We start from the raw sequence: 22,270 nt of genomic DNA on the forward strand, positions 1-22,270 counted from the left end.
CGCACCGGCCCTCCGTCCCCGCCCGCAAATCATAGAGCAGTTGGTTCACTCGGCAGCCTGGCCCGCCATCTTGCTGCGATGAACCGCATCGATCATGACCTGGCTGACCGCACCATAGGCTGTCACCCAGGCTTCCCGGGTCGCCACATCGAAGCGAGGCCCGAAAAACAGCGCCATCGATTGAATGAGTGCCGTTCCGACTGTCTTGTAATGCTGATCCTCGACGCCGTAATTGATGTGGCGCAAAGCAAGCGATTCCAGTACCGGAACGACGCCGGACAAATCGCGCAGATTGTTGATCACCAATGCCAGCGCGGCCATGAGCTTTGTCTGCTGCGATTTCATCTCCACATGAACGAACAGTTTGCGGAGTGAGGGATCGAGGGCAAAGAGCCGCTCGTAGAAAAGAGCCGCAGATTCTTCCTTGCCCTTGGAAAACTCCAGGAAGCTCTTCTGCAGGAGGGTGATCGTTTCTTCATTCATGATGCGTTCCTCGTTGTCGGTGCGTGAGACCGTTATGAGGGGCGCTTGTTTCTTCCATGCTTCTGAAAAGAAGGGGAATTGTTTCAATTGTTTCCCGGGGAACAGCGGATTTTGCAAACGTCAATTGCAAGCGGCCTGACCATAGGAGTTTGGTCAGGAATGCGCCTGAAGGCTTTCGAGAACGCGGGCGATATCATCTGGTGTGAACGGCTTTTCGATGACCGGGCAACCCGTGCGGGCCAGAAACCGTCCGGCCGATGGGCCGAGCGTGTCGCCGGTAATGAACCCGATCCGCATCGTCAGTTCGGGACGGTTGGCCGAAAGCCAGTCATAAAGGCTCGGTCCATCGCCGTCGGGCATGCGGATGTCGCACAGGATCGCTTCGATCGGCTGGTCCGGATTGGACAGGATCGTCTGTGCGGCGGTGCCGCTCTGGGCGCATATCGTCGGAAACCCGCTCGCCGAAACCATGTCGGAGATCAGTTCCGCTAGCTCAGGCTCGTCATCGACAATGAGAACGGCGCCGCGTGCCGGCTTCTTCTTGCTGAGATCGGATCCGACGCCGAAATCGCCCACTGGGTCGTCGCTCTGGGTCACAGGCAGACGAATGACGAACTCGGCGCCTTCTTCCGGCTGCGGCACGGCCAGTTCGAGCGTGCCGCCATGGGCTTCCATCAGCCCGCGTGAGACGGCAAGGCCGATGCCGGTGCCGTGTTCCTGCGGCTTGGTGGTGAAGAAAGGATCGAAGACCCGGCTGCGGATGCCTGCCGGAATGCCGGGGCCATTGTCGCGCAGCCTGACCACGATCGTATCGCCATCATGGTCGACCGAAATCCGGATGAACCGCTTGCTTGACGATTTTTCCTCAAGCGCCTGGCGCGCATTGACGATCAGATTGACCAGCACCTGATGGATGAGATCGCCATCGGCACGGGTTTCGGGAACTCCCTGCTGCGTCTCGACGCTCACCTCGACGCCGCTCGATTTCAGGCTGTAGGACAGAAGCTCGATCGCATCCTCGATCACCTTGGTGACCGAGATATCGGTTCTCTCGGCCTTGCGCTGGCGCGCCATGGCGAGGAAGGTCTTGACGATGCGGGCGCAGCGATTGGCCGCATTCTCGATCTTGAAGGCGCGGTTGGCAAAATCGGCCGCCTCCGGCAAAAGGTCCGCTTCGCGTCCCAGCTTTTCGCGCAACATCATCGCCTGGCCGATGACAATCGAAAGCGGATTGTTGAGTTCGTGCGCGACGCCGGAGAGCAGCGACCCGAGTGCCGCAAGCTTCTCCTTCTGATAAAGGGCTTCGCGCTGGCGTTCGATCTCGTATTGGGCTGCCTTGACGGCGGAAAGATCGCGGATATGGGCTGTGAAATAGCGGGTTTCGCCAATCGATACGTCCGACAGCGCCAGTTCGACAGGAATGGTACGGCCATCGGCGGAAATGGCTTCAAGCTCCACCCGCTTGCCGATAACGCGCGATTGGCCCGACGCCATGTAGCGGCTCATGCCTTCAAGATGCTGCTTGCGATAGCGCTCCGGAATGATCAGCTCGCTGATCTCGCGGCCGATTGCCTGTGACCGATCGAAACCGAACAGTTTTTCCGAGGCCGGATTGAAATCAACTACCTTGCCATCGCCATCGACGATGATGATACAGTCGAGCGATGTCTGCACGATCGCCTTCTGCAGCGCGTCACTCTCGGTGCGAATCCGCACTTGTTCGGCAAGATCGGCTTCGCGCCGTTTCAGTTCCGTAATATCCCGTCCGAATGTCACGAAGCCGATCACCGGCCCATCGGCGCCTCGTTTGTACGGTGTCAGGACTTCCTGGATGTACCGGGCGCCTTGCCCTCCAAAGTCGACCCAGCCTTCCCAACGAACGACCTGGCCATGCCTCAGGCGTTCCAGATCCGGCAGATAATCGGCTGCGATCTCGGGTCCAAGAATTTCGGCCACAGTCTTGCCGATCACTTTTTCCGCCGGAAGGCCGACGAAATCGAGAAATTCCTGGTTGGCGAGCCGGTACACCAGATTGGTATCGAGAAACACGGCACGATTGGGCAGGCTGTTGAACAGCACGAGCAGAAGATCGGCATCGGAAGCCGCGCCGAGATCGTCGCGGTCCGCTTCGCCGCTTGCGGCCTGAGCGTGCTGGTCAAAAGGCGTGGCCATCAGTTCTTTTTCCCGGGCGAATACATATATCCTGCGCCACGGACCGTCTTGATCGTCTGCGGCTTGGATGGATCTTCTTCGATCTTCTTGCGCAATCTCGTTACACGAATGTCGATCGACCGGTCAAACGGATCATCATTCTTGCGATGGGCCAGATCGAGCAGCCGGTCGCGCGACAGGACCCGGTAAGGGTTCTGCAGGAAGACCTCGATGAGATCGAATTCCATCGCCGTCACGGGCTCCTCGCCGCCCAGGGCATTGATCAGCCGACGACCGCTGCGGTCGACATAGAGCTTGCCGAACGAGACGAGTTCGGTGCCGGGCGCAAATGCCGCGGCTGGCTCGGCGGCAGCCTGTTCCGGCTGCGCCGAAGCCATCGGTCGGCGTCCGCTTTCGAAACGGCGCAGCACGGCGCGGATGCGGGCCTTCAGTTCCCGAAGGTCGAAGGGTTTTGTCACATAGTCGTCGGCACCGATCTCAAGTCCGACGACCTTGTCGATCACATCGCCTGCCGCCGTTACCATGATCACGGCCACGTCGCTGGCAGCGCGCAGGCGCCGCGCAATCGAAAGCCCATCCTCTCCGGGCATGTTGACGTCGAGCAGCACCAGCGCTGGCGAGAGTTGCGCCATTTTATGGTCAAGTTCAGTGCCGCCATTGGCGGTGTGGGTGGCAAATCCCTGGCCGCTCAGATAATCGGCCACCATTTCGCGAATATGCTCTTCGTCATCGACAATGATGATGCATGGTTTGTCTGTCAGTTCGGCCAAGTTCACTTCTCCTTGCACCCTGGCATAGACGGTTGGGAGCTGTCCTTGGACACCGTCTTGATCCCGGAGTGCTTCACGTCTCATCCTGTTTGCGAAAAACACGGCTGGCCGGTCAATTCTATTTCCTGCCGGGGCTTCACCGAAACAACTGAAACAATTGAAACAGGGTTTCTCGGTCGCAAAGCTCAGCCCACCAGTTCGGGATGGTCGCAGTCAATCGCTGTATTGATTGCATCGACGAAGCGTGTTTCGCAACAAAAAAACGCGTTTTTCGTGTGCGGATCATCCGGTTTTCGACATTGTATTGCTGGAAACAAGATAACAATTTTCAGAAATAGAAATGAAACAATCGCTTCATAGCTTGCCGCCAATTCGATTGCCCGGAGGCTCAGATGGCCAAGATTATTATATCCGAAGACCGTGAAACGACTTTCAAGGCGTACAAAGCCAACACCGATTTCGTTCTGGCTGAAAATGTAGATATTGTGGTTGCCGGGAAAGACTACGGCATCAATGCCACCTCGGATCATGAAAATAGAAACCTCGATATTCGAGGCAACATCAATGCCAGCCTGAGCGAGGGTATCGCCATCGCCATCGGCAACCCTTCGGGTCTCGGCGGTGGGAACGCAGTCATCCAGAAGAGTGCCAACATTTCTGGCTATTATGGCATTACCAACTACGCCAACGGCCAGACCATCACCAATCATGGCGCGATTTCCGGTATGGTCGGGATTGCGACGATGAGCGATCGCGGGCGCGTTATCAATGACGGCACAATCTCCGTCGTCGGCTACGGCATCAGCCTTGGTGGTGCACAGCGTGTCGTCAACGATGGTAAAATTACCGGCGGCGAATTTGGGATCAGCGCGGCAGGCTATTCGAGTGAGCGCGCCGTTATCGTCAATCATGGCGAGATCACCGGTGGCGAGATGGGCATCATGTCCGGCGGAGAAACCGGCACAAGGCTCGAAATCATCAATACCGGCAAGATCACCGGTACGACATCCGCCATTCATGTCTTCGAAGGCCTGACGACGCAGATCGTTCGCAACCGTGGCGAACTGTCGGGCGGCGTCTATCTCGGTGGCGGCAACGATGTGTTTGACGGTCGCGGCGGTACCGTCGGTGATCAGGTGGCCGGCGGGGACAACAACGATACCTACATCATCGATAACGGTCTGACGACGCTCTACGAGACCGCAAATGGCGGCCTTGATACCGTTCGCTCCGCTGTCTCCTGGACGTTGGGCGACAATTTTGAAAATCTTGCGCTGATCGGCAAGAACGATCTTTCCGCGACCGGAAATGCGCTCGCCAACAAACTGTCCGGCAATATCGGTGCCAACAAGCTTTTTGGCATGGACGGCATGGATGTGCTGATCGGGGGCGCTGGAAACGACAAGCTGACCGGCGGCGCCCAGATGGACCTGTTTGTGTTCCGGCAGAATTTCGACAAGGATCATATCACTGACTTTACCGATGGGCTCGACCAGATCGATCTTCGGACCTTCGATGGCATCGACAGCTACGATGATGTCTCCGGCCATATGAAGCAGGAAGGCAGCAACGTCGTGATCCGCTTCGGTCATGGCGATGTGCTTTTTATCGACAACGAGCAACTGGCCGATATCGGTTCGGACGATTTCCTGTTCGGATAAGTTATGGCGCCCCGTCTCCGGGTGTCATGTTGAAAGCCCGGCGGGATGAGCCTCCCCGTCGGGCTTATTGATCGGGTCGGCATGACGTTCCAGTTGGAAGATATTCTGGCCACCGCCGTCGCTGAAACGTTTGAAACAAAAATCCCGTTTTCGCGAAATCGCGCTGAAACAGTCGCGCGTGAAAAGAATGCCAACGAACCAAACTTTCAGAGGCTGCTCCGATGGGTAAGACCATTCCGAACAATTACAATGACCAGTACGAGGTCTATCTCAACAATGAAACCTGGACGCTCGCCGAAGGGTCGAGCATCAACAATCCTGATGGCCATGGTATCCATGAGGGCGGCAGCTATCATGACAATCTCGTTGAGGTGAACGGCTCGATCACCGCGATCTCCTACGGCTCCGCCGGTGTTGCGATCCAGGGAACCGGGTCTGAGGTCACGGTCGGCGGCAATGCCTCGATCAATGGCTGGTATGGCGTCGAGCTGTTCGGCGACGACCAGTCCGTTTCCAATGCCGGCATCATGAATGTCTATGGCACCGGCATTTATTCCGACGGCGACAACAACGCCATTCTCAACGATGGCATGATCAAGGCCCATCCGTCGGCGCAATCGGATGTCGATGGTATCGTCGCGATCGGCGAAACCACGATCATCAACAATGGTTCCGGCAGCATCACCGTCACCGGCAATGGCATCACGGTGAAGAGCTACACCGATGAGGTCACCGAGGTGACGAATTTCGGCTCGATTACCGCCGACAATCTCGTTTTCTACGGCTGGAGCGGCAACGAAACCTTCAAGAACCGCGGCCTGGCGTTCGGCGATGTTTCCATGGGCGCCGGCAAGGATACGTTCGATGGTGAAAATGGTTCGATCACCGGTTCCGTCATGGGCGGAAACGGCGACGATACCTATATCATCTCCTCCGCCGATGTGGTCCTGTTTGAAAAGGCTGGCGAAGGTATCGATGAGGTGAAATCCTCGGTCAACTACACGCTGAAAACCGATTTCGAGAACCTGACGCTGATCGGCTCTTCGGGCCTCACCGGCAAGGGCACGGTCAAGGACAATGTCATTACCGGCAATTCCGGCGCCAACAGGCTGTTCGGCAACGGCGGCGCCGATACGCTTGAAGGTGGGACAGGCAACGATCGGCTCACCGGCGGCTATGGCGCCGACAAGTTCGTGTTCGCATCAGGGGATGGTCAGGACCGGATTCTGGATTTCACGGCTGGCATCGATCATATCGATATCGCCGATGTGAGCGGCATCAATTCCTTCACCGATCTCAAGCGCAATCACATGACGGTGTCGGGCGATGATCTCGTCATCACCTCGGGTGCCTTCAAGCTGATCCTCGAAGACACCGACAAGACGGAACTGAGTTTCTTCGACTTCAGCTTCTGATGCCTTTGGGCCGGTTGCGCGCGTCAGGCACGCCGGCCCTTGAGCATTTCGCGCTTGCCCGCAAAGCCGGGCGGGCGCTCCACCGCAAAGCCGGCCGCCTGCAGATTGCGACGGACAAATCCCGCCGCCGCATAGGTCGCAAATGTGCCGCCCGGCGCGGTATGATCATGGACGGCCTGCATCAGTTCGGCCGACCACATGGCGGGGTTGCGCGAGGGCGCAAATCCATCGAGATACCAGGCATCGAACAGGCTATCGCTTTCGCCAAGATTGGCGCCAGCATCGCCGACCACCACATCGAGGCGAAGCCTGTCGTCAAAATCGATCCGGATCAAACCTTCGCGTCGATCGGGCCAGGCGGCGACAAGTGCGCGATGTTCGGCCTCTATCTCCGGCCAGCGCGACAACGCCTTGTCGATCGTCGCACTATCCATCGGAAAGAGTTCGAAGGAGGTGAAGTGAAGCGGGCAGGGCGATCCTGCATCGCGCCACTGCCTAAAAGTCTCGCAGAAATTCAGCCCGGTTCCGAAACCCAGTTCGCCGATCCGGAAAGGTTCGCCATTCTGCCAACGGTCCGGCAAGCCGTTGCCGGCTAGAAACACATGACCGCATTCGGCGCGTCCATCGCTGCGGCAATAAAAATGGTCGCCAAATGTGGTCGAATAGGGCATATCGCCCTCGATCCATTCCAGCGCCAGTCCCTGCGGTTTTTCAATGTCCTCGTCCATGCCTCCAGCCGATAGTGCGCTTTTCTCGATCGGTCAATCGACTGCGGATGTGCTGGTCGTCGGTGGTGGCATCATGGGGCTGTGGGCCGCGGTCAAGGCGGTGCAGACGGGCTTGACGGTAACGATTGTCGATCGGCATAGGATTGGCTCGGGCGCATCCGGCGGCCTGCTCGGGGCGCTTTTTCCATGGATGCCGAACAATTGGGACAAGAAGAAACAGTTTCAGTTCGATGCGCTGACCGCGCTCGCAGAGGAACTGGCGCCGCTGGAAGCCGAAACGGGCCTGAGTGCGCGCTACCGTCAATCGGGCCGCATCATTCCGCTTCCCAAGCCGCATTTGCGGACGATCGCCGAACGGCATCAACAGGATGCGCTCGTGAACTGGAACCAGCCATCGGGTCGGTTCTTCTGGCATGTTGGAGACGTTCCGCCAATTGCGGACTATGTTGCGCCTGACCTGGCAACCGCCGGCTATGTGGAGGATACGCTTGCCGCCCGCGCAAACCCGCGCGCGTTGACCGGATTGCTCAGAACATGGCTTCAGGCGCAACGCCAGGCCAGTATTCTCGAACAGTGCGAATTGATCCGGATCGATGCCAAAGCGGGCTCTGCGCTCCTTAAGAATAGCGACGGCAAGGAGACGACCCTTCTTTTTGCGCAAGCGGTTCTGGCCGCCGGGGTCGAAAGCTTCCCGATCCTGGAAACACTGCTGCCCCCGCTTCCGAAGCCGCTCGGGCAGGGCGTCAAGGGTCAGGCGGCCCTTCTGGCGGCCGATCTCGATCCGGCGCTTCCGGTCGTCTTTCTCGATGGCGTCTATATTGTGCCGCATACGGGCGGACGCGTGGCCGTCGGCTCGACCTCGGAGAACAGCTATGACGATCCGGAAACGACCGATACCGGTCTGGACCGGGTTGTCGAGCGGGCAAGGCAATTGATCCCGGCGCTGCGGGGAGCGCCTGTGGTCGAGCGCTGGGCCGGCATCCGTCCCAAGGCGATCGGCCGCGATCCGATGATCGGCCCGGTGCCCGGACATTCCAACATTCATGCCATGACAGGCGGCTTCAAGATTTCCTTCGGCGTCGCGCACCGGCTGGCCGAGCGTGTGATCGACAGTCTTTGCGGTCGCGGGCTGGGCGACCTGCCGGAAAGCTTCACAATGGAAGGTCATCTCGTGGAGATGGAGAAAGACCTGTAGCTTGCCTATCCATGAACGGCCTCGACAAACGTGCCGCCATTTTCTAGCTTTCGCACTGCAGCAGTGAAGGAAGGCTCCCATGATCGTTGATATTTCCACGCCCCGCGACCTCGTTGGCTATGGCCGCAACAGTCCCGATCCGAAATGGCCGGGCGGCGCCAATGTCGCGGTCCAGTTCGTGATCAACTATGAGGAGGGCGGAGAAAGCTGTATTCTCGATGGCGATCCCGCCTCCGAGAATCTTCTGAGCGAAATCGTTGGCGCCGCAGCCTGGCCGGGCCAGCGCAATCTCAACATGGAATCAATCTACGAATATGGCTCCCGCGCCGGCTTCTGGCGCCTCCACCGCATGTTCACCGGGCTCAAGGTTCCGGTAACGGTCTACGGCGTGACGCTGGCCATGGCGCGCAATCCCGAAGCGGTGGCGGCCATGAAAGAAGCCGGCTGGGAGATCGCATCGCACGGCTATCGCTGGCATGAATACAAGGATTATCCGGAAGAGATCGAACGCCAGCACATTCTCGAGGCGGTACGGCTGCATACCGAAATTGCGGGCGAGCGCCCCTATGGCATGTATCAGGGCAAGCCGTCCGACAATACGCTGAGGCTGGTGATGGAGGAGGGCGGCTTCCTCTACTCATCGGACAACTATTCCGACGACCTGCCTTTCTGGGTGCCGGGGCCGAACAACAAGCCGTTCCTGATCATTCCCTATACGCTCGAAACCAACGATATGCGCTTTGCCACCCCGCAGGGCTTCAACTCCGGCGACCAGTTCTACACCTATCTCAAGGACACGTTCGACACGCTCTGGCAGGAGGGGGAGGAAGGCGCGCCGAAGATGATGTCGGTAGGCCTGCACTGCCGCCTTGTCGGGCGGCCGGGTCGTGCGGCAAGCCTGAAGCGGTTTCTCGATTATGTCCTGTCGCATGACAAGGTCTGGATCCCGAGGAGGATCGATATCGCCCGTCACTGGCACCAGTTTCACAAGCCAGGGTGACAAAGTGCTCTACGAATTCACTTGGCATCCGATATCGAACGACGGCAGGCGAGGTGCATCGATACTTGATATTGGGGCGCCAACTTTTCATGCAATTGATATTTGTGTGGCGATCAAACAGTCCGCAGGAGTTTATTCGGGTCTTTTATTTGATTTGACCATGAATAAATCTTGAACTACCTCTTCCTTTCAAGAATGGCGATCCTTTCAGCGGGCGCCCCTTCGAGTGTCAAATCTGCTGTTTCTGGGAGAAGTCAATGGCCAAGATCACCTTCTATAGCCGTATCGGAATGTACGGCGATCTCGACAATTTCTACAATTCGACCGCGCTTACCCTCGAGCGCGCAAAGTCGAATGTCGTCGTTTATGCAGATGCGGATGGCGGGGAGAAGATAAAGATTGAAGGCTCGCAGTTGGCCGTCAACAAGCTCGGCGTCATTACAGCCGGCACTATCACAGATGTTACCTTTTCGGCCAGCAATACGCAGCCGTTGCTCAAGCTGGAAAATGCAAGCGTTGACGCGAAGGCATTTGCTTCGGTATTGAAATCGGGTGGCGTGGAAGCGGCCTACGAATTCTCGCTCAAGGGTAACGACACATTCATCGGCTCCCTAATCTCAGATGAGATCTATGGCGGTGCCGGTAAGGATACTGTCAAGGCCGGCTCCGGCAACGACCATATCGAAGGCGGCAAGGGCAACGACATCCTCTATGGCCAGGCGGGCTCCGACCATTTCGTCTTCCATGCCGGCGATGGCAAGGATGTGATCAAGGATTTCGATGCTGTTGGCGGCAACCTTGCCCAGGATTATATCGATATCGATGCATCGATGAGTTACACGATCAAGTCCGCTAACGGCGGTGCCGATACGCTCGTCGATTTCGGCGGCGGCCATACGATCACGTTGGTTGGCGTCATTTCCACGCAGGTGACGAGCGCGGATTTCCAAGTCTGAACAAGAACGCAATCTCGCTTTTGCTGAAATGAAAGCGGCCCCGCGAGGGGCCGTTTGAGTTGGTGCTATCCGGTTCTTCAGGCAACCCTGCGATGGGCCTGTTGTTGCGAGGGCATCCCAATCCGGAAGGCGGCGAGAAGCTCCTGCAAGGATTGCGCTTCCGCGGCGAGCGTCATGGTCGCTGCCGTTGTTTCTTCCACCATCGCCGCATTGTGCTGGGTCATCTGGTCGATCTGGTTGATTGCGGTATTGATCTCGCTGATGCCGGCCGACTGTTCCTGCGCGAGGGCTGCGACGCGCAGGATGGCGTCATTGATGCCGATGACGTGATGGTCGATGCCGGAAAGGGCCTTGCCGGTGGCTTCGACCAGTTCGACGCCGGCGCCGACCTGGCTTGAGGATTCGTTGATCAGCGCCTTGATTTCGCGGGCAGCGGTTGCCGAACGCTGGGCGAGTTCACGCACCTCCTGGGCAACGACCGCAAAGCCTTTGCCGGCTTCACCGGCGCGCGCTGCCTCGACACCGGCATTCAGCGCCAGCAGGTTGGTCTGGAAGGCGATTTCGTCGATCACACCGATAATTTCGCCGATGCGCGACGAGGAATTCTCGATCCGCCCCATCGCCTCGATCGCCTGGTTGACGATGCCGCCGGAGGTGGCTGCATCGGTCTTGGCTTCGCTTGCCATCGTGCGGGCCGTCTTGATGTTGGTGTCGGAGTCCCGAACGGTCTTGCTGATTTCCGCAATCGCCGCGGCGGTTTCCTCGAGATTGGCGGCCTGGCTTTCGGTGCGGGTCGAGAGCTGCCCGACTGCGACATTGATCTCGTCGATCGAGCGCGTCAGCGTGCCGGTTGAGGAGGAAATCCGGGCCATCGTTTCGCTGAGATTGCCGATTGCCATGTTGAAATCGTCGCCGAGCTTGCGATATTCGCCCGGCAGTTCGTCGATGCGCACGGTCAAGTCGCCACCCGAAAGCTGTTCGAATGCCTTGGCAAAGCGCGCCACCACAGCCTGCTGCTTTTCGTGGCTGGCGCGCGTGACGTCCTCGGTACGGCGACGGCTTTCGTCGATCGCTGCCTGCTGGGCATCCTTGTTGCGTTCGAGTTCCTGGCGCTCGATCATCGAATTGCGCAGGAGAACCAATGCACCGGCGATCTTGCCGATCTCGTCGCCGCGATCGACATGCGGGACCGCTTCGCTCGTGTCATTGTGGGCGACGCGAGCCATTACATCCTTGAGCCTGTTGAGGGGGAGGGAAATCGACCGACCGATACCGAATGCGCAGCCGATATTGGCAATCACGGCAAACAGAATGATCAGCCCCGTCTGGATCATGGCCTGGCGTTGGATAGCGGCAATATCGTCGCCATAGACGCCATTGCCGACGATGTAATTCCACGGCGCATAGGCCTTGATGTGGGAATATTTCTGTACCGGATCCTCGTTGCCCGGTTTCGGCCACCAGTAATCGACATAACCTTCGCCGCTTTCCCTGGCCACCTTGATCATTTCGCGGAAAATATAGACCCCGTTCGGATCCTTGAGGTCGAGCTGGCTCTTGCCATTCATCGCCGGCTTCATCGCATGGGCAACCATGATGCCATCGAGGTCATTGATCCAGAAGTAACCTTCCTTGCCATACCGCAGGGCCATGACTTCGGTGATTGCTGCCTTCTGGGCCGCCTCCCGCGTCATCGTGCCCGCCACTTCCTGCTTGTGATATTGTTCAAGAATGGAGACGGCCACATCGTTCATTCCGACCAGCATGGTCTTTCGCTCGGCAACAATGGCTTCCGTTGCCTCGAAAGTGCGGTAAACCATCGCGCTTGCCATGATGGTGATGGCCATCGCGGCAAGGAGGAAGATCTTTTGCGAAACAGTTAGATTTTTCATGTGGCCTCTCTACATTTCCCTTAAAATTTGAATATTCGAATTTAAACAAGCCGTAAATTTGAACTGTGGATTCTGAGGGGTGATATATCGTAGTGAATCTGCTTATTTGTTGGGCAATTTCTAAGTTATAGATCTATAAAAATCGATTTTGTCAGCATTTTCAAATCTTTCCAACGATCAATATTTAAGCGGGGTCAGATTTCGTAAAAGTAATATAGATAAGGATTTTCGGAGCCCGGTGCGGGATGAAATGTATGTTGAAACTTACGCAAAGCCATCCCATTTAACCTTGGCACAGTGCTGACGCCTCACGTGCCCCTTGTTCTTTCGTGCCATTGTCCTATAACTTTGCGGGTATTCAGCATTGCATCCAGGGAGGCCGGCATGGATCGGGAAAAGTTCGTCGCGCGTTTTGGCGGCGTTTTCGAACATTCGCCCTGGATCGCCGAACGTGCTTTCGACAAGGGGCCACTGCCGGAAAAGCTCGATGCCGAAACGGTCGCAGGAATGCTCTGCGAACAGTTTCGCGCCGCAAGCGAAGCAGAGCGTCTGACTGTCCTGAAGGCCCATCCCGATCTTGCGGGCAAACTCGCAGTCGCAGATCAGTTGACCGCCGACAGCAAGGCGGAGCAGGCCGGTGCGGGGCTCGATCGGCTGACGGAGGCCGAATTTGCCCGCTTCACCGATCTCAATACCCGTTACCACGCCCGTTTTGGTTTTCCCTTCATCATCGCGGTGAAAGGGCTCGACCGGCATGAGATCCTGCATGCCTTCGAAAATCGCATCCATCATTCTCACGCGGTGGAGTTCGAAACTGCCTGCCATCAGGTGGAAAAAATCGCCACGCTCCGCCTCAACGCCATGGAATTCTGACAATGATCATGATCGGCACCGAAGAGTTGCCGGCTTTCGCAGCCGGCGCCGTCAACCTTGCATCCGCGCGCCTCGGCGCCCGTGCCCTGTTTGCGACCGACGAGTTTTTTGCGCCCCTGTCGCGGATGTTGTCCGATGCGTTGCCGGAATTCGATCCGGCCCTTTATGATGACAATGGCAAATACATGGATGGCTGGGAAAGCCGCCGCAAGCGCGTCGCTGGCCATGACCACGCCGTCATCCGTCTTGCCATGGCAGGGCGCATCGCCGGTTTCGATATCGACACCCACTGGTTCACAGGCAACTATCCGCCCTTCGCCTCGGTCGAGGCCGCCTATAGCCCGGATGGTGATCCCGACCCGAACGACGATGCCCTCTGGACCGAACTGGTCGCCAAGGCGCCGCTCGGCGCCTCGTCGCACCATTTTTTCGAAAATGCCGATCGCGACCGGGTCTGGACCCATATCCGCCTGCATATCTATCCCGATGGCGGTGTCGCACGTCTGAGGGTCTATGGCACTGCCGCCTTCGACTGGTCACGTGTGGGCGCTGGTGAAGAAATCGATCTTGGCTACATCTTCCATGGCGGCAAGTCGCTCGCCTGGTCGGATGCCCATTACGGCCATCCCGACAAGATGCTTGAGCCGGGTCGCGGCAACAATATGGGCGATGGCTGGGAAACCAAGCGCCGCCGCGGGCCGGGACACGACTGGGCGATCATCCGCCTCGGCCATGCCGGTATCATCCGCAAGGTCACGGTCGACACCCATTTCTACAAGGGCAATTTCCCCGACACCTGCGAACTGCTCGGCGCCTATCTGCCCGATCTCGGCGATACGCTAAGTGACGCCGAAATTGCTGCCTCCGAACAGTGGAAGCCGATTCTCGGCCGCAAGAAACTCGCTGCCGACACGATCCATAATTTCGAGGGAGCTGATGTCGCCGAAATCGGCCCCGTCACCCATGTCCGTTATGCCATGCATCCGGATGGCGGTACGATGCGCCTGCGACTGATTGGAACAAAACAAGCCTGACGACTGTCGGGCTCAAGTCGTGGATTTGAGCCCGAACAGAATGATATCAGAAAAATTCACTTCCGGCGTGCCCGCTCAGTGGCTCCGATCGGTTGCAAGGCCCTTCTTTCGGCTGGCTTCGCGCGTGACGTGAATGCCGACGGCACAAAAGACGAGCAGGCCGCCGGTGATGCTGGCAGGACCTGGTGTTTCGCCGAAAGCGAGCCAGACCCAGAAGGGGGCGAGAGGAGCGTCGAGCGCACCGATCAGAGCGGTCTCGATGGCCGGTAGACGCTGTGCTCCGAGCGTGAAGAGGATAAGGCCTGCCGCCGAATTCACGAGGCCGAACAGGGCCAGGAGCAGCAAGTCCTGGCTCGTCACAGCCATGGGGGCGCCGAATGGCCAACAGGCGAGACCACTGAGGAGCGCGGACAGGCATGCCGCCGGCAGCACAGGCGCCGCGTCCATGCGACGGGCGATCACCATCATCGCCGCCATTGAAAGCGTCATCCCGAATGCCAGGATATCCCCCGCAACACTGCCTTCGCCGCTGGCCCCGACCATGATCACAACACCGGCCAGGGCGGCCAGACTGGTGAAGATCGCCTCCCGCGACGGACGCTCCCGCAGAACGATCCATCCCAATGCTGCAGCGAGGAAAGGAACCGTCGCATAGATGATCGAAACATGGGCGACGGTTGTTCGTTCAAGTGATGTGATGAACAGGATCATACCGGCGGCGGAAATCATGGCAAACAGCCAGCCCGACATTTGAAGGCCGGCGAATTGCTGCCAGAGGTCACGACCCTGACCAATGGCGATGACGGTCATGATGCCCAAGGCGCCGAAAATGCCTCGCCATGCCAGCATGGTTCCGCTGTCGAGTTCAATCAGCCGGGTGAAATAGCCGGCCAGGCTCCAGGCGACGGCCGACGCAAAGACGAGTAAAAGGCCAATCTGGTAGCGGGAAGAGCTCATGTGCCGGCCGTCCGATCTGGCCGCCTTTGCATCCAGTCGCCGGTTGTGTTCCACCAGCGGTTCGGGTTTGCGCTGTCATCGAGATTTTTCGAGCGGCTCGCCAGAATCGTTTCAAGCCGGATGACCGGCTCCTGATAGGAATGGAGCTGGAAGATCGTTTCGACCACCTGCTCGACGAGCAGCCGGTCGCAAGGAAGCTCGAACGAGAGTTCCACCACGCCTGGCCGCAGCCGCACGCCGGGTTCGGCACCTGCTGCAGCGCCATCCAGGGGGCGGTAGCGTTCCGTGCCTGCGCTGGATTGAAAGGCATTGCTGTCATAATGCCCGATGACGAGCGGCGTGATCGCCACCACGCCCCGCATGATCCGTTCGACATCTTCGCAGGGCGCCTGCACCCTGAGAAGCTGCATGGTTTCCATCCGGACCGATCTGGTTTCAAATTCCTGCATTGCGGCTCCTCTTTCAATATTTGTGTGAGGGGCAGGATAGAATGCGGTTGCTGACACGGCCTGTCAGCAGTCCTATGTTGAAACGGAAACGCTTTTCGGGCGGGTGGCTGTACAGGACGTATAAGATGGGTCGGTCGACGCGACTGTTTGAAATCATCCGGCTGCTGAAGCGTGCCTCCCGCCCGCTGACGGCTGCGGAGATCGCGCGGTTGCTGGAAGTCAGCACACGAACTGTCTACCGGGATTTTGTCAGCCTGCAGGCCATGAAGGTTCCCGTCGAAGGCGAGGCGGGCATTGGCTATATCATGCGCGAAGGCTATGAATTGCCTCCCCTCATGTTCACGCCGGATGAGGTGGAGTCGATCATGGTCGGCCTTTCCTTGCTGGGCCGGACAGGCGATACGGGACTGAGCACCGCCGCTGCCAGCGCCCGCGTGAAGATCGACGACATGTTGGCCGAAAGGCTCGGTGGGCGGCTTGACCGGGCGGATCTGCATGTGTCGCGCTGGAATGCCGTACCAGCATCGACCATCGATGTTTCGCTGTTGCGAAAGGCGATCCGGCGGGAAACCAAACTCTCTCTTGCCTACAAAGACGCCGAAGCCAGCCGCACTGAGCGCATCGTCTGGCCGATCGCGCTCGTCTATTATGTCGAAAGCGTCATTCTCGTCGCATGGTGCGAGTTGCGTGGAGATTTCCGCCATTTCCGCACAGATCGGATATCGGAATGCGATCTACTGGATGAAACCTTCCGCGGTCAGCGCGAAAGGCTGCATGCCGAATGGCAATCCAGAAACCCGTGGTCCTCGATCGGTTAATCGGGTCCGCGGGCGTGGTTGCTGCGGGCCCGGTCTTTGGTCAATGCGCCTGCGCACCCGTCATCTTGCCCGCAAGGAAAAAGCCGAAGCGGCCGACGAACTGGGTGACGATAAAGGCAATCGGCCAGGCGATGATGAACTGGTGCGGCCAGGCCTTGAGCCAGATTTCGTTGGGGCCGATTGCAATCATGCTCATGATGCCGGACATGATAAGAGCCATCATGCCGGTGATGAGGATCTGCGCGATAATCATTGTGCGTTTCTGTACCATGGTGTCTTTCCATTTTTTGGGGAGACGCCAGGGATTGGGAGCATCCGAAGCGCCTCCCGGTTTCGAAATGAAGGAGGCGCCGTGGGTTCGCGTCGAGCGACTAGATCTTGCGGATGCAAGGACTGGAATAACCGGACCAGCCTGAAATTTTTTCGGCAAGTCCGGTCCTAGTCCAGCCACCTGACCAAAGTCAAGTCCTGCGGCACGCCGCAGGTCGCTCAGGTTCTGTGCGCAATTGTCTTCAGAAGCGCGAAGGTCTCGAATTCGCGGTAGCTCTTCTCGTCGTTGCTGGCGCCGTAATTCTGGTTGGCGGACAGCTTGACGATCGTAACATTGCGCGTCGGATTGACATAGACGAACTGGTTATAGACGCCGATGGCGGAATACTCGCCCTCATCGCCTTCCGGCACCCACCATTGATAGCCGTAACCGAGCAGGGAATCCGAAAGGCCGGTGTCGCCCGGCATGAGATGCGGCGCATCCGGCGTCACCGATGCCGTGACCCAGTCTTCTGAAACGATGCGGCGACCATTGGCGATCCCCTTGTTGCGGAACAGTTCGCCGATCTTGGCATAGTCGCGCGCCGTTGCATTAAGGCCGCCGAAGGCCATTTCCATGCCGAAATCGTCAGTGATCCAGTAGCCCGGATTTTCCATGCCGAGCGGGTGCCAGAGCTTTTCCTGCATGTAGGACGTGATCGACCGACCGACCGCCTTGGTCAGCACCATGCCAAGAACCTGGGTGTCGGTGGAATTGTAGAGATTGAAGCTGCCCGGTTCGCGCGCCCGCGGCAAGGTCGGCGCAAAGCCATCGAAACTTGAACCCGAGGCCATGACGGTGGCAAAGCGCACGATATCGGATTCCGGATCGGAATAATCCTCGTTCCACTGGGCGCCGGACGACATCTGCAACACATCCTTGATGCGCACGCCGTCATAGGCAGAACCCGCAAATTCCGGCCGATAGTCCGTAACCTTCTCCTCGATCGACCCGATCAGGCCCTCATCGACCGCAATGCCCATGGTGGCGGAAATGAAGCTTTTCGCCACTGACATCGACATCCAGTGCCTGTCGGCACCACCCCAGTCGGCATAGTTTTCATAGACGACCTTGCCATCCTTCAAAACCAGAAGCGCCATCGTATCGGTGGCGGCGAGAAAATCGGCAGAATTGCGCGCGCTTCCTTCGAACAGATGCTGGTCGGGCAGGGTGATCCTGTCGCCCTCGGCAAAGGGGGCCGGTGTCGGCGATGGCGTCATCGTCGAGGTCGGAAAGATGTCCTTCATCGTCTGAAAATTCTGGCGCTGATCGGCGCCCCTGAAAAGATTTGCAGTAAATGTCGCGCGGTCCATTCTGTCCCCCAGAGTGTGATTATGGGACCAGACTGGCAAATCGGACGCACCTCTGGCAAGCGATTCTATACGATCGTTCAGGAAAAAGTTTTATGTAGTGCGGCACGTCCGTGTGTTTCCGGGCGCAAGCTGTTGCCTGAGGATTAACTCCTCCATGGGCTAAGAATAAACCCCTCCCCACAAGGGGGAGGGGTCGTCATAAAAGAGCGAGGCACTTCCAACGCCCGCGATGCCGGCAGCCTGCAACAAAAAACCGCCGACGTTTCCGCCGGCGGTTGAGTGGTGCTGATTTTTAAAGTGCCGGGCTTATCCCGCCATGCGCATGCGCTGCGCCATATGGCCGAGCTGGCTGCCCTGCGAGCTCGACGAGACCTTGAAACTGCGGATGAGGTTGAGCAGTTCTTCGGTATCGTTGGCCAGCGTCTCGGCGGAGGCGGTGGTTTCCTCTGCCATGGCGGCATTCTGCTGGGTGGCGGCATCGAGCTGGTTCATCGACGAGGAGATCGAACGCAGGGTCGTATCCTGCTCGCTCGCCGAATGGGCGATCTTGGTGACGATATCGCTCGCAGCCTTGATCTGGTCGGAGATACGCTTGAGCGCTTCCCCGGCCTCGCCGACCAGCTGGACGCCATTCTGCACCTGGCTCGAGGAATTGGAGATCTGTTCCTTGATCTCCTTGGCGGCAGCGGCGGAGCGCTGAGCCAGTTCGCGCACTTCCTGGGCGACGACGGCAAAACCCTTGCCGCTTTCGCCGGCGCGGGCGGCCTCGACGCCGGCATTGAGCGCCAGAAGGTTGGTCTGGAAGGCGATTTCATCGATGACGCCGATGATCTTCGAGATTTCCGAAGAGGATTTCTCGATGCCGCTCATGGCGCCGATGGCCTGCGCCACCACCTGGTCGGAGCGGTTGGCTTCGCCGGAGATGGTGTTCACCCGGTTCGCGGCTTCCTGAGCGCCTTCCGCCGTGTGGCGGACGGCCACGGCCAGTTCGTCGAGAGCCGCCGACGTCTCTTCGAGATTGGCCGCCTGGCGTTCGGTGCGCTGCGACAGTTCGCCGGAGGCGCGCCGGATCTCGTCCTTGGAGCCGGCAATATCGACACCCTTGGCGGAGACACGGCCCATGGCCGCTTCGAGATGGCCGAGCGCTTCGTTGAAATTGTCGCGCAGCGTCGCATATTTACGGCCGAGATCGTCGCATCGGACGGTCAGGTCGCCGCGTGCCAGCTGTTCGAGAGCGCGGCCGATGGTCGAGACGACCAGCGCCTGCTGTTCGGTCTCATCCTTCTGCATGTCGACATTGGCCTGGCGTTCGCGATCGAGCTGCTGCTGCTGCTCTTCCTGGCGCCGTTCCATCGCATGGCGTTCGCGCACCTTCTGCTGCAGCGATTCCGTGGCGCGTGCCATCATGCCGACTTCGTTGCCGAGACCGGTATGGGGAATGGCAATCGCAACATCCTCATCGGCAACGCGGGTGAGGGCATGGTGGATATCGGCAAGCGGTTTGGAAATGCCGCGGATAACGTACCAGGCCGAGGCAAGCGCCAGCACGGCAATGACCAGGCCGATACCGATCGCTTCGTTGGCCATGGCGTTCACCTGCACCTCTAGGTCATCGATATAGACACCGGTGCCGACGATGATGCCCCAGGGCTCGAACGATTTCGTATAGGCGGCCTTCAGATAGACGTCGCCATCAGGGTTGGTGGGCTTTTCCCAGTAATATTCGGTAATGCCACCGCCATTGCGTCCCTTGTCAACCATCTGGTCGCGGAACATGTTGCCCATCTTGTCCGGCAGGCCCTTCTGCTTGGTGCCGACATTCTTGGGATTGGGATGGAAAACCTGCACGACATCGTAGTCCATGCCGAACAGGTAGCCGTTGGGCTCGAATTTCACCTTGCTCAACAGTGCGTAGGCGGCCTTTTGCGCCTGTTCGCGGGTCATTTCGCCGGCAACCTCGCGGTCGTGGAATGCCTTGAGTACCGACAGGCCGGATTCAACCTGCGTGCGCAGCATGTCGAACCGTTCGGAATAGATCGCATTCGACGAAGAGCGGATCTGGAAGAAAATGGCGGCGGCGAATGCGAGCATCATCGCGCCGACCAGCAGGAAAAGCTGTCTGGAAATTTTTAGGTTTTTCATTTGTCCTCGGCAAACAGTGTCGCCGGTTCCGTTCATCTTTCTGCTGTCGAGACGGAATTCTCGATGATGAACAGGCCTCATGCCGAACCAGGGTGCTCCGACAATCGCGGCTGGTGGCTAAGGATTGGTTGATAATGGAATAACGAGTTCTTGTGATTCAAAAATAATAGATTTGCGGATTTTTCAAACGCAAACCGCGTAAATCACGAATTTGGAATGTAAGCGGGAAACCTTTCCGAAATATTAGCAAAATGACGGAAAGTGAATTCTTACTGTTCTGCCCGAATGCTCAGGGCCCGGTCGGGCAGAACGAATATCGTGCCAGAAGTTGCGCCTTGGCGCTGCCTTTGCCTTCGGACTGAAGCGGATTGGTATTCACGTGTCATCAGGAGTTCAGCGGCTTGGCTGCGTCCTTGATCGCATCATTGTGATACCAGTTTCCGTCGAGGGCTTCCGCGCAAATCTGGGTTGTAGATTTCGCGTCGGAAAAATTCGAAAATTCGCGGTTTTCGCGATTTCCGTCACGAAATCGACCAGGAAAAGGAATTATCTGGGCTGAACCTTGGTGCGTATTGGCTTTCATAGCTCTGTTTCCTCGTTTTTTCTCTGATTTTCGAAAGATGGTATCTTTGTAGCACACTTCAAGATTGATTGCATGGGGAATATTCTGAATGCCTGAAAAAAGTTCAGTGGCAGATTAAATAATAGGCAGCGCAGTCGCATTCGGACCTGCTAATTGCCAGGTGAGCGTTTTTTAGGCTGTCGTTTTTGCGAGACTCGGACGGTGTGAGACGGAATCCTTGCGGTCCGCCTGTGAATCCCGTGGCGGTTGGTCGCAGCCGCGAGAGATTCTGTCGGTTTCCTGTAGATGCGCGAGGCCTATTTTGAATCTGGCACGCTATATGCATCGAAGGAGGCATCTGTCTGCGGCGGTCTTGATCGCTGGTCCTGCTGCCGCATTCCGACGGGTTGTGTTCAACGTGATAACGACGAAAGACGATCAATGACGAAGTATAAACTCGAGTATATCTGGCTCGACGGTTACACCCCGGTTCCCAACCTTCGCGGCAAGACGCAGATCAAAGAATTCGATGTCTTCCCGTCGCTTGCCGAGCTTCCCTACTGGGGCTTCGACGGCTCGTCGACCAATCAGGCAGAAGGCCGCAGCTCCGATTGCGTGCTGAAGCCGGTTGCGCTTTATCCGGATCCGGCCCGCTCGAACGGCATTCTGGTCATGTGCGAAGTGATGATGCCGGATGGCGTTACCCCGCATCCGTCCAACAGCCGTGCCACCATTCTCGACGATCCGGACACCTGGTTCGGTTTCGAACAGGAATATTTCTTCTACAAGAACGGCCGTCCGCTCGGCTTCCCGGATGCAGGTTATCCCGCTCCGCAGGGCCCGTACTACACCGGCGTCGGCTACAAGAACGTTGGCGATATCGCCCGTCAGATCGTTGAAGAGCATCTTGATCTCTGCCTCGCTGCCGGAATCAACCACGAAGGCATCAATGCCGAAGTGGCCAAGGGTCAGTGGGAATTCCAGGTGTTCGGCAAGGGCTCCAAGAAGGCTGCCGACGAAATCTGGATGGCACGCTACCTGCTGATGCGGCTGTGCGAAAAGTACGGCATCGACATCGAATGGCATTGCAAGCCGCTCGGCGACACCGACTGGAACGGTTCGGGCATGCACTGCAACTTCTCCACCAAGTTCATGCGCGAAGTCGGCGGTAAGGCCTATTTTGAAGCTCTCATGGCTGCTTTCGCCAAGAACTGGAAAGAGCATATCGACGTTTACGGTCCGGACAACCACATGCGTTTGACCGGCAAGCACGAGACCGCTCCGTGGAACCAGTTCTCCTATGGTGTTGCTGACCGTGGTGCCTCGATCCGCGTCCCGCATTCCTTCGTGAAGAACGATTACAAGGGCTATCTGGAAGATCGTCGTCCGAACTCCCAGGGCGACCCATACCAGATCGCTTCGCAGGTTCTGAAGACCATTTCGGAAGTCCCGACCGCCGCTTCTGCTGCGGCCTGATCGGATCCGACCAATTGATCTTGAGCGGCGCCGGGGCAACCCGGCGCCGTTTTCGTTGCTTGAT

Annotated in this window: 20 protein-coding genes; 9 read left to right on the forward strand and 11 right to left on the reverse strand. The window is 58.0% G+C overall.

From position 1 onward, the window contains the following. Window positions 1-45 precede the first annotated feature (45 nt). From Q4481_RS02085 to Q4481_RS02095, 3 genes are all read right to left on the reverse strand, one after another. Entirely contained in the window at window positions 46-483 is a 438-nt protein-coding gene (locus tag Q4481_RS02085) for a globin domain-containing protein (protein WP_304374606.1), read from the reverse strand. Window positions 484-636: 153 nt separating this feature from the next. Then, window positions 637-2,655 (reverse strand): PAS domain S-box protein, encoded by a 2,019-nt coding sequence (locus Q4481_RS02090; protein ID WP_304374607.1) that lies wholly within the window; start codon window positions 2,653-2,655, stop codon window positions 637-639. Further along, entirely contained in the window at window positions 2,655-3,425 is a 771-nt protein-coding gene (locus Q4481_RS02095; protein ID WP_354542192.1) for a response regulator, read from the reverse strand. The genes Q4481_RS02090 and Q4481_RS02095 overlap by 1 nt, the downstream gene beginning before the upstream one ends. Before the next feature lie 392 nt (window positions 3,426-3,817). On the opposite strand from Q4481_RS02095, the gene Q4481_RS02100 reads away from it, so the two are divergent. After that, window positions 3,818-5,086 (forward strand): calcium-binding protein, encoded by a 1,269-nt coding sequence (locus Q4481_RS02100; protein WP_304374608.1) that lies wholly within the window; start codon window positions 3,818-3,820, stop codon window positions 5,084-5,086. A gap of 221 nt (window positions 5,087-5,307) precedes the next feature. Further along, window positions 5,308-6,501 carry a calcium-binding protein gene (locus Q4481_RS02105; protein ID WP_304374609.1) on the forward strand — a complete coding sequence of 398 codons (1,194 nt, stop codon included), beginning with the start codon at window positions 5,308-5,310 and terminating at the stop codon, window positions 6,499-6,501. A 23-nt stretch (window positions 6,502-6,524) separates the two neighbouring features. On the opposite strand, the gene mnmC2 is transcribed toward Q4481_RS02105, so the two are convergent. After that, the gene (mnmC2, locus tag Q4481_RS02110) at window positions 6,525-7,229 is read right to left on the reverse strand and encodes a tRNA (5-methylaminomethyl-2-thiouridine)(34)-methyltransferase MnmC2 (protein ID WP_304374610.1); all 705 of its coding nucleotides are present in this window, start codon (window positions 7,227-7,229) and stop codon (window positions 6,525-6,527) included. On the opposite strand from mnmC2, the gene Q4481_RS02115 reads away from it, so the two are divergent. The 3 genes from Q4481_RS02115 (at window position 7,228) to Q4481_RS02125 (ending at window position 10,380) form a co-directional block, all read left to right on the forward strand. Next, window positions 7,228-8,424 carry an NAD(P)/FAD-dependent oxidoreductase gene (locus Q4481_RS02115; protein ID WP_377352602.1) on the forward strand — a complete coding sequence of 399 codons (1,197 nt, stop codon included), beginning with the start codon at window positions 7,228-7,230 and terminating at the stop codon, window positions 8,422-8,424. The genes mnmC2 and Q4481_RS02115 overlap by 2 nt on opposite strands. 82 nt (window positions 8,425-8,506) lie before the next feature. Further along, window positions 8,507-9,424, forward strand: coding sequence for an allantoinase PuuE (puuE, locus tag Q4481_RS02120; RefSeq protein WP_304374758.1), 918 nt, complete (start codon window positions 8,507-8,509; stop codon window positions 9,422-9,424). 257 nt (window positions 9,425-9,681) lie between these two features. After that, on the forward strand, window positions 9,682-10,380 hold the full coding sequence (locus Q4481_RS02125) for a calcium-binding protein (protein ID WP_304374612.1): 699 nt from the start codon (window positions 9,682-9,684) through the stop codon (window positions 10,378-10,380). 77 nt (window positions 10,381-10,457) lie between these two features. Here Q4481_RS02125 and Q4481_RS02130 read toward each other — a convergent pair whose 3' ends face one another. Next, entirely contained in the window at window positions 10,458-12,272 is a 1,815-nt protein-coding gene (locus tag Q4481_RS02130) for a methyl-accepting chemotaxis protein (protein ID WP_304374613.1), read from the reverse strand. 384 nt (window positions 12,273-12,656) lie between these two features. On the opposite strand from Q4481_RS02130, the gene uraD reads away from it, so the two are divergent. Both uraD and alc read left to right on the forward strand, forming a co-directional pair. Continuing rightward, window positions 12,657-13,145, forward strand: a complete 489-nt coding sequence (gene uraD, locus Q4481_RS02135) for a 2-oxo-4-hydroxy-4-carboxy-5-ureidoimidazoline decarboxylase (RefSeq protein ID WP_304374614.1) — start codon at window positions 12,657-12,659, stop codon at window positions 13,143-13,145. Window positions 13,146-13,147: 2 nt separating this feature from the next. Beyond that, window positions 13,148-14,179 carry an allantoicase gene (gene alc, locus Q4481_RS02140; protein ID WP_304374615.1) on the forward strand — a complete coding sequence of 344 codons (1,032 nt, stop codon included), beginning with the start codon at window positions 13,148-13,150 and terminating at the stop codon, window positions 14,177-14,179. 75 nt (window positions 14,180-14,254) lie between these two features. On the opposite strand, the gene Q4481_RS02145 is transcribed toward alc, so the two are convergent. Both Q4481_RS02145 and Q4481_RS02150 read right to left on the reverse strand, forming a co-directional pair. Beyond that, window positions 14,255-15,136: a DMT family transporter gene (locus Q4481_RS02145; RefSeq protein ID WP_304374616.1), complete on the reverse strand. Its 882-nt coding sequence runs from the start codon at window positions 15,134-15,136 to the stop codon at window positions 14,255-14,257. Beyond that, window positions 15,133-15,585: a YqfO family protein gene (locus Q4481_RS02150; protein ID WP_304374617.1), complete on the reverse strand. Its 453-nt coding sequence runs from the start codon at window positions 15,583-15,585 to the stop codon at window positions 15,133-15,135. The genes Q4481_RS02145 and Q4481_RS02150 overlap by 4 nt, the downstream gene beginning before the upstream one ends. A 125-nt stretch (window positions 15,586-15,710) precedes the next feature. On the opposite strand from Q4481_RS02150, the gene Q4481_RS02155 reads away from it, so the two are divergent. After that, on the forward strand, window positions 15,711-16,403 hold the full coding sequence (locus Q4481_RS02155; RefSeq protein ID WP_304374618.1) for a helix-turn-helix transcriptional regulator: 693 nt from the start codon (window positions 15,711-15,713) through the stop codon (window positions 16,401-16,403). Window positions 16,404-16,443: 40 nt separating this feature from the next. On the opposite strand, the gene Q4481_RS02160 is transcribed toward Q4481_RS02155, so the two are convergent. The 4 genes from Q4481_RS02160 to Q4481_RS02175 form a co-directional block, all read right to left on the reverse strand. After that, a complete protein-coding gene (locus Q4481_RS02160) occupies window positions 16,444-16,674 on the reverse strand; it encodes a DUF2798 domain-containing protein (protein WP_304374619.1) in 231 nt (76 codons plus the stop codon). 218 nt (window positions 16,675-16,892) lie between these two features. Then, a complete protein-coding gene (locus tag Q4481_RS02165) occupies window positions 16,893-18,026 on the reverse strand; it encodes a serine hydrolase domain-containing protein (protein ID WP_304374620.1) in 1,134 nt (377 codons plus the stop codon). Between the two features lie 306 nt (window positions 18,027-18,332). Then, the gene (locus tag Q4481_RS02170; protein ID WP_304374621.1) at window positions 18,333-20,168 is read right to left on the reverse strand and encodes a methyl-accepting chemotaxis protein; all 1,836 of its coding nucleotides are present in this window, start codon (window positions 20,166-20,168) and stop codon (window positions 18,333-18,335) included. A gap of 385 nt (window positions 20,169-20,553) precedes the next feature. After that, window positions 20,554-20,751 carry a DUF2735 domain-containing protein gene (locus Q4481_RS02175; RefSeq protein WP_304374622.1) on the reverse strand — a complete coding sequence of 66 codons (198 nt, stop codon included), beginning with the start codon at window positions 20,749-20,751 and terminating at the stop codon, window positions 20,554-20,556. A gap of 420 nt (window positions 20,752-21,171) precedes the next feature. Here Q4481_RS02175 and Q4481_RS02180 point away from each other — a divergent pair, with 420 nt between their 5' ends. Further along, window positions 21,172-22,206, forward strand: a complete 1,035-nt coding sequence (locus Q4481_RS02180; protein ID WP_304374623.1) for a glutamine synthetase beta-grasp domain-containing protein — start codon at window positions 21,172-21,174, stop codon at window positions 22,204-22,206. Window positions 22,207-22,270: the final 64 nt, after the last annotated feature.

The organism is Fluviirhizobium alvei (assembly GCF_030551875.1).
Classification (GTDB): Bacteria; Pseudomonadota; Alphaproteobacteria; order Rhizobiales; family Rhizobiaceae; genus Rhizobium_E; species Rhizobium_E alvei.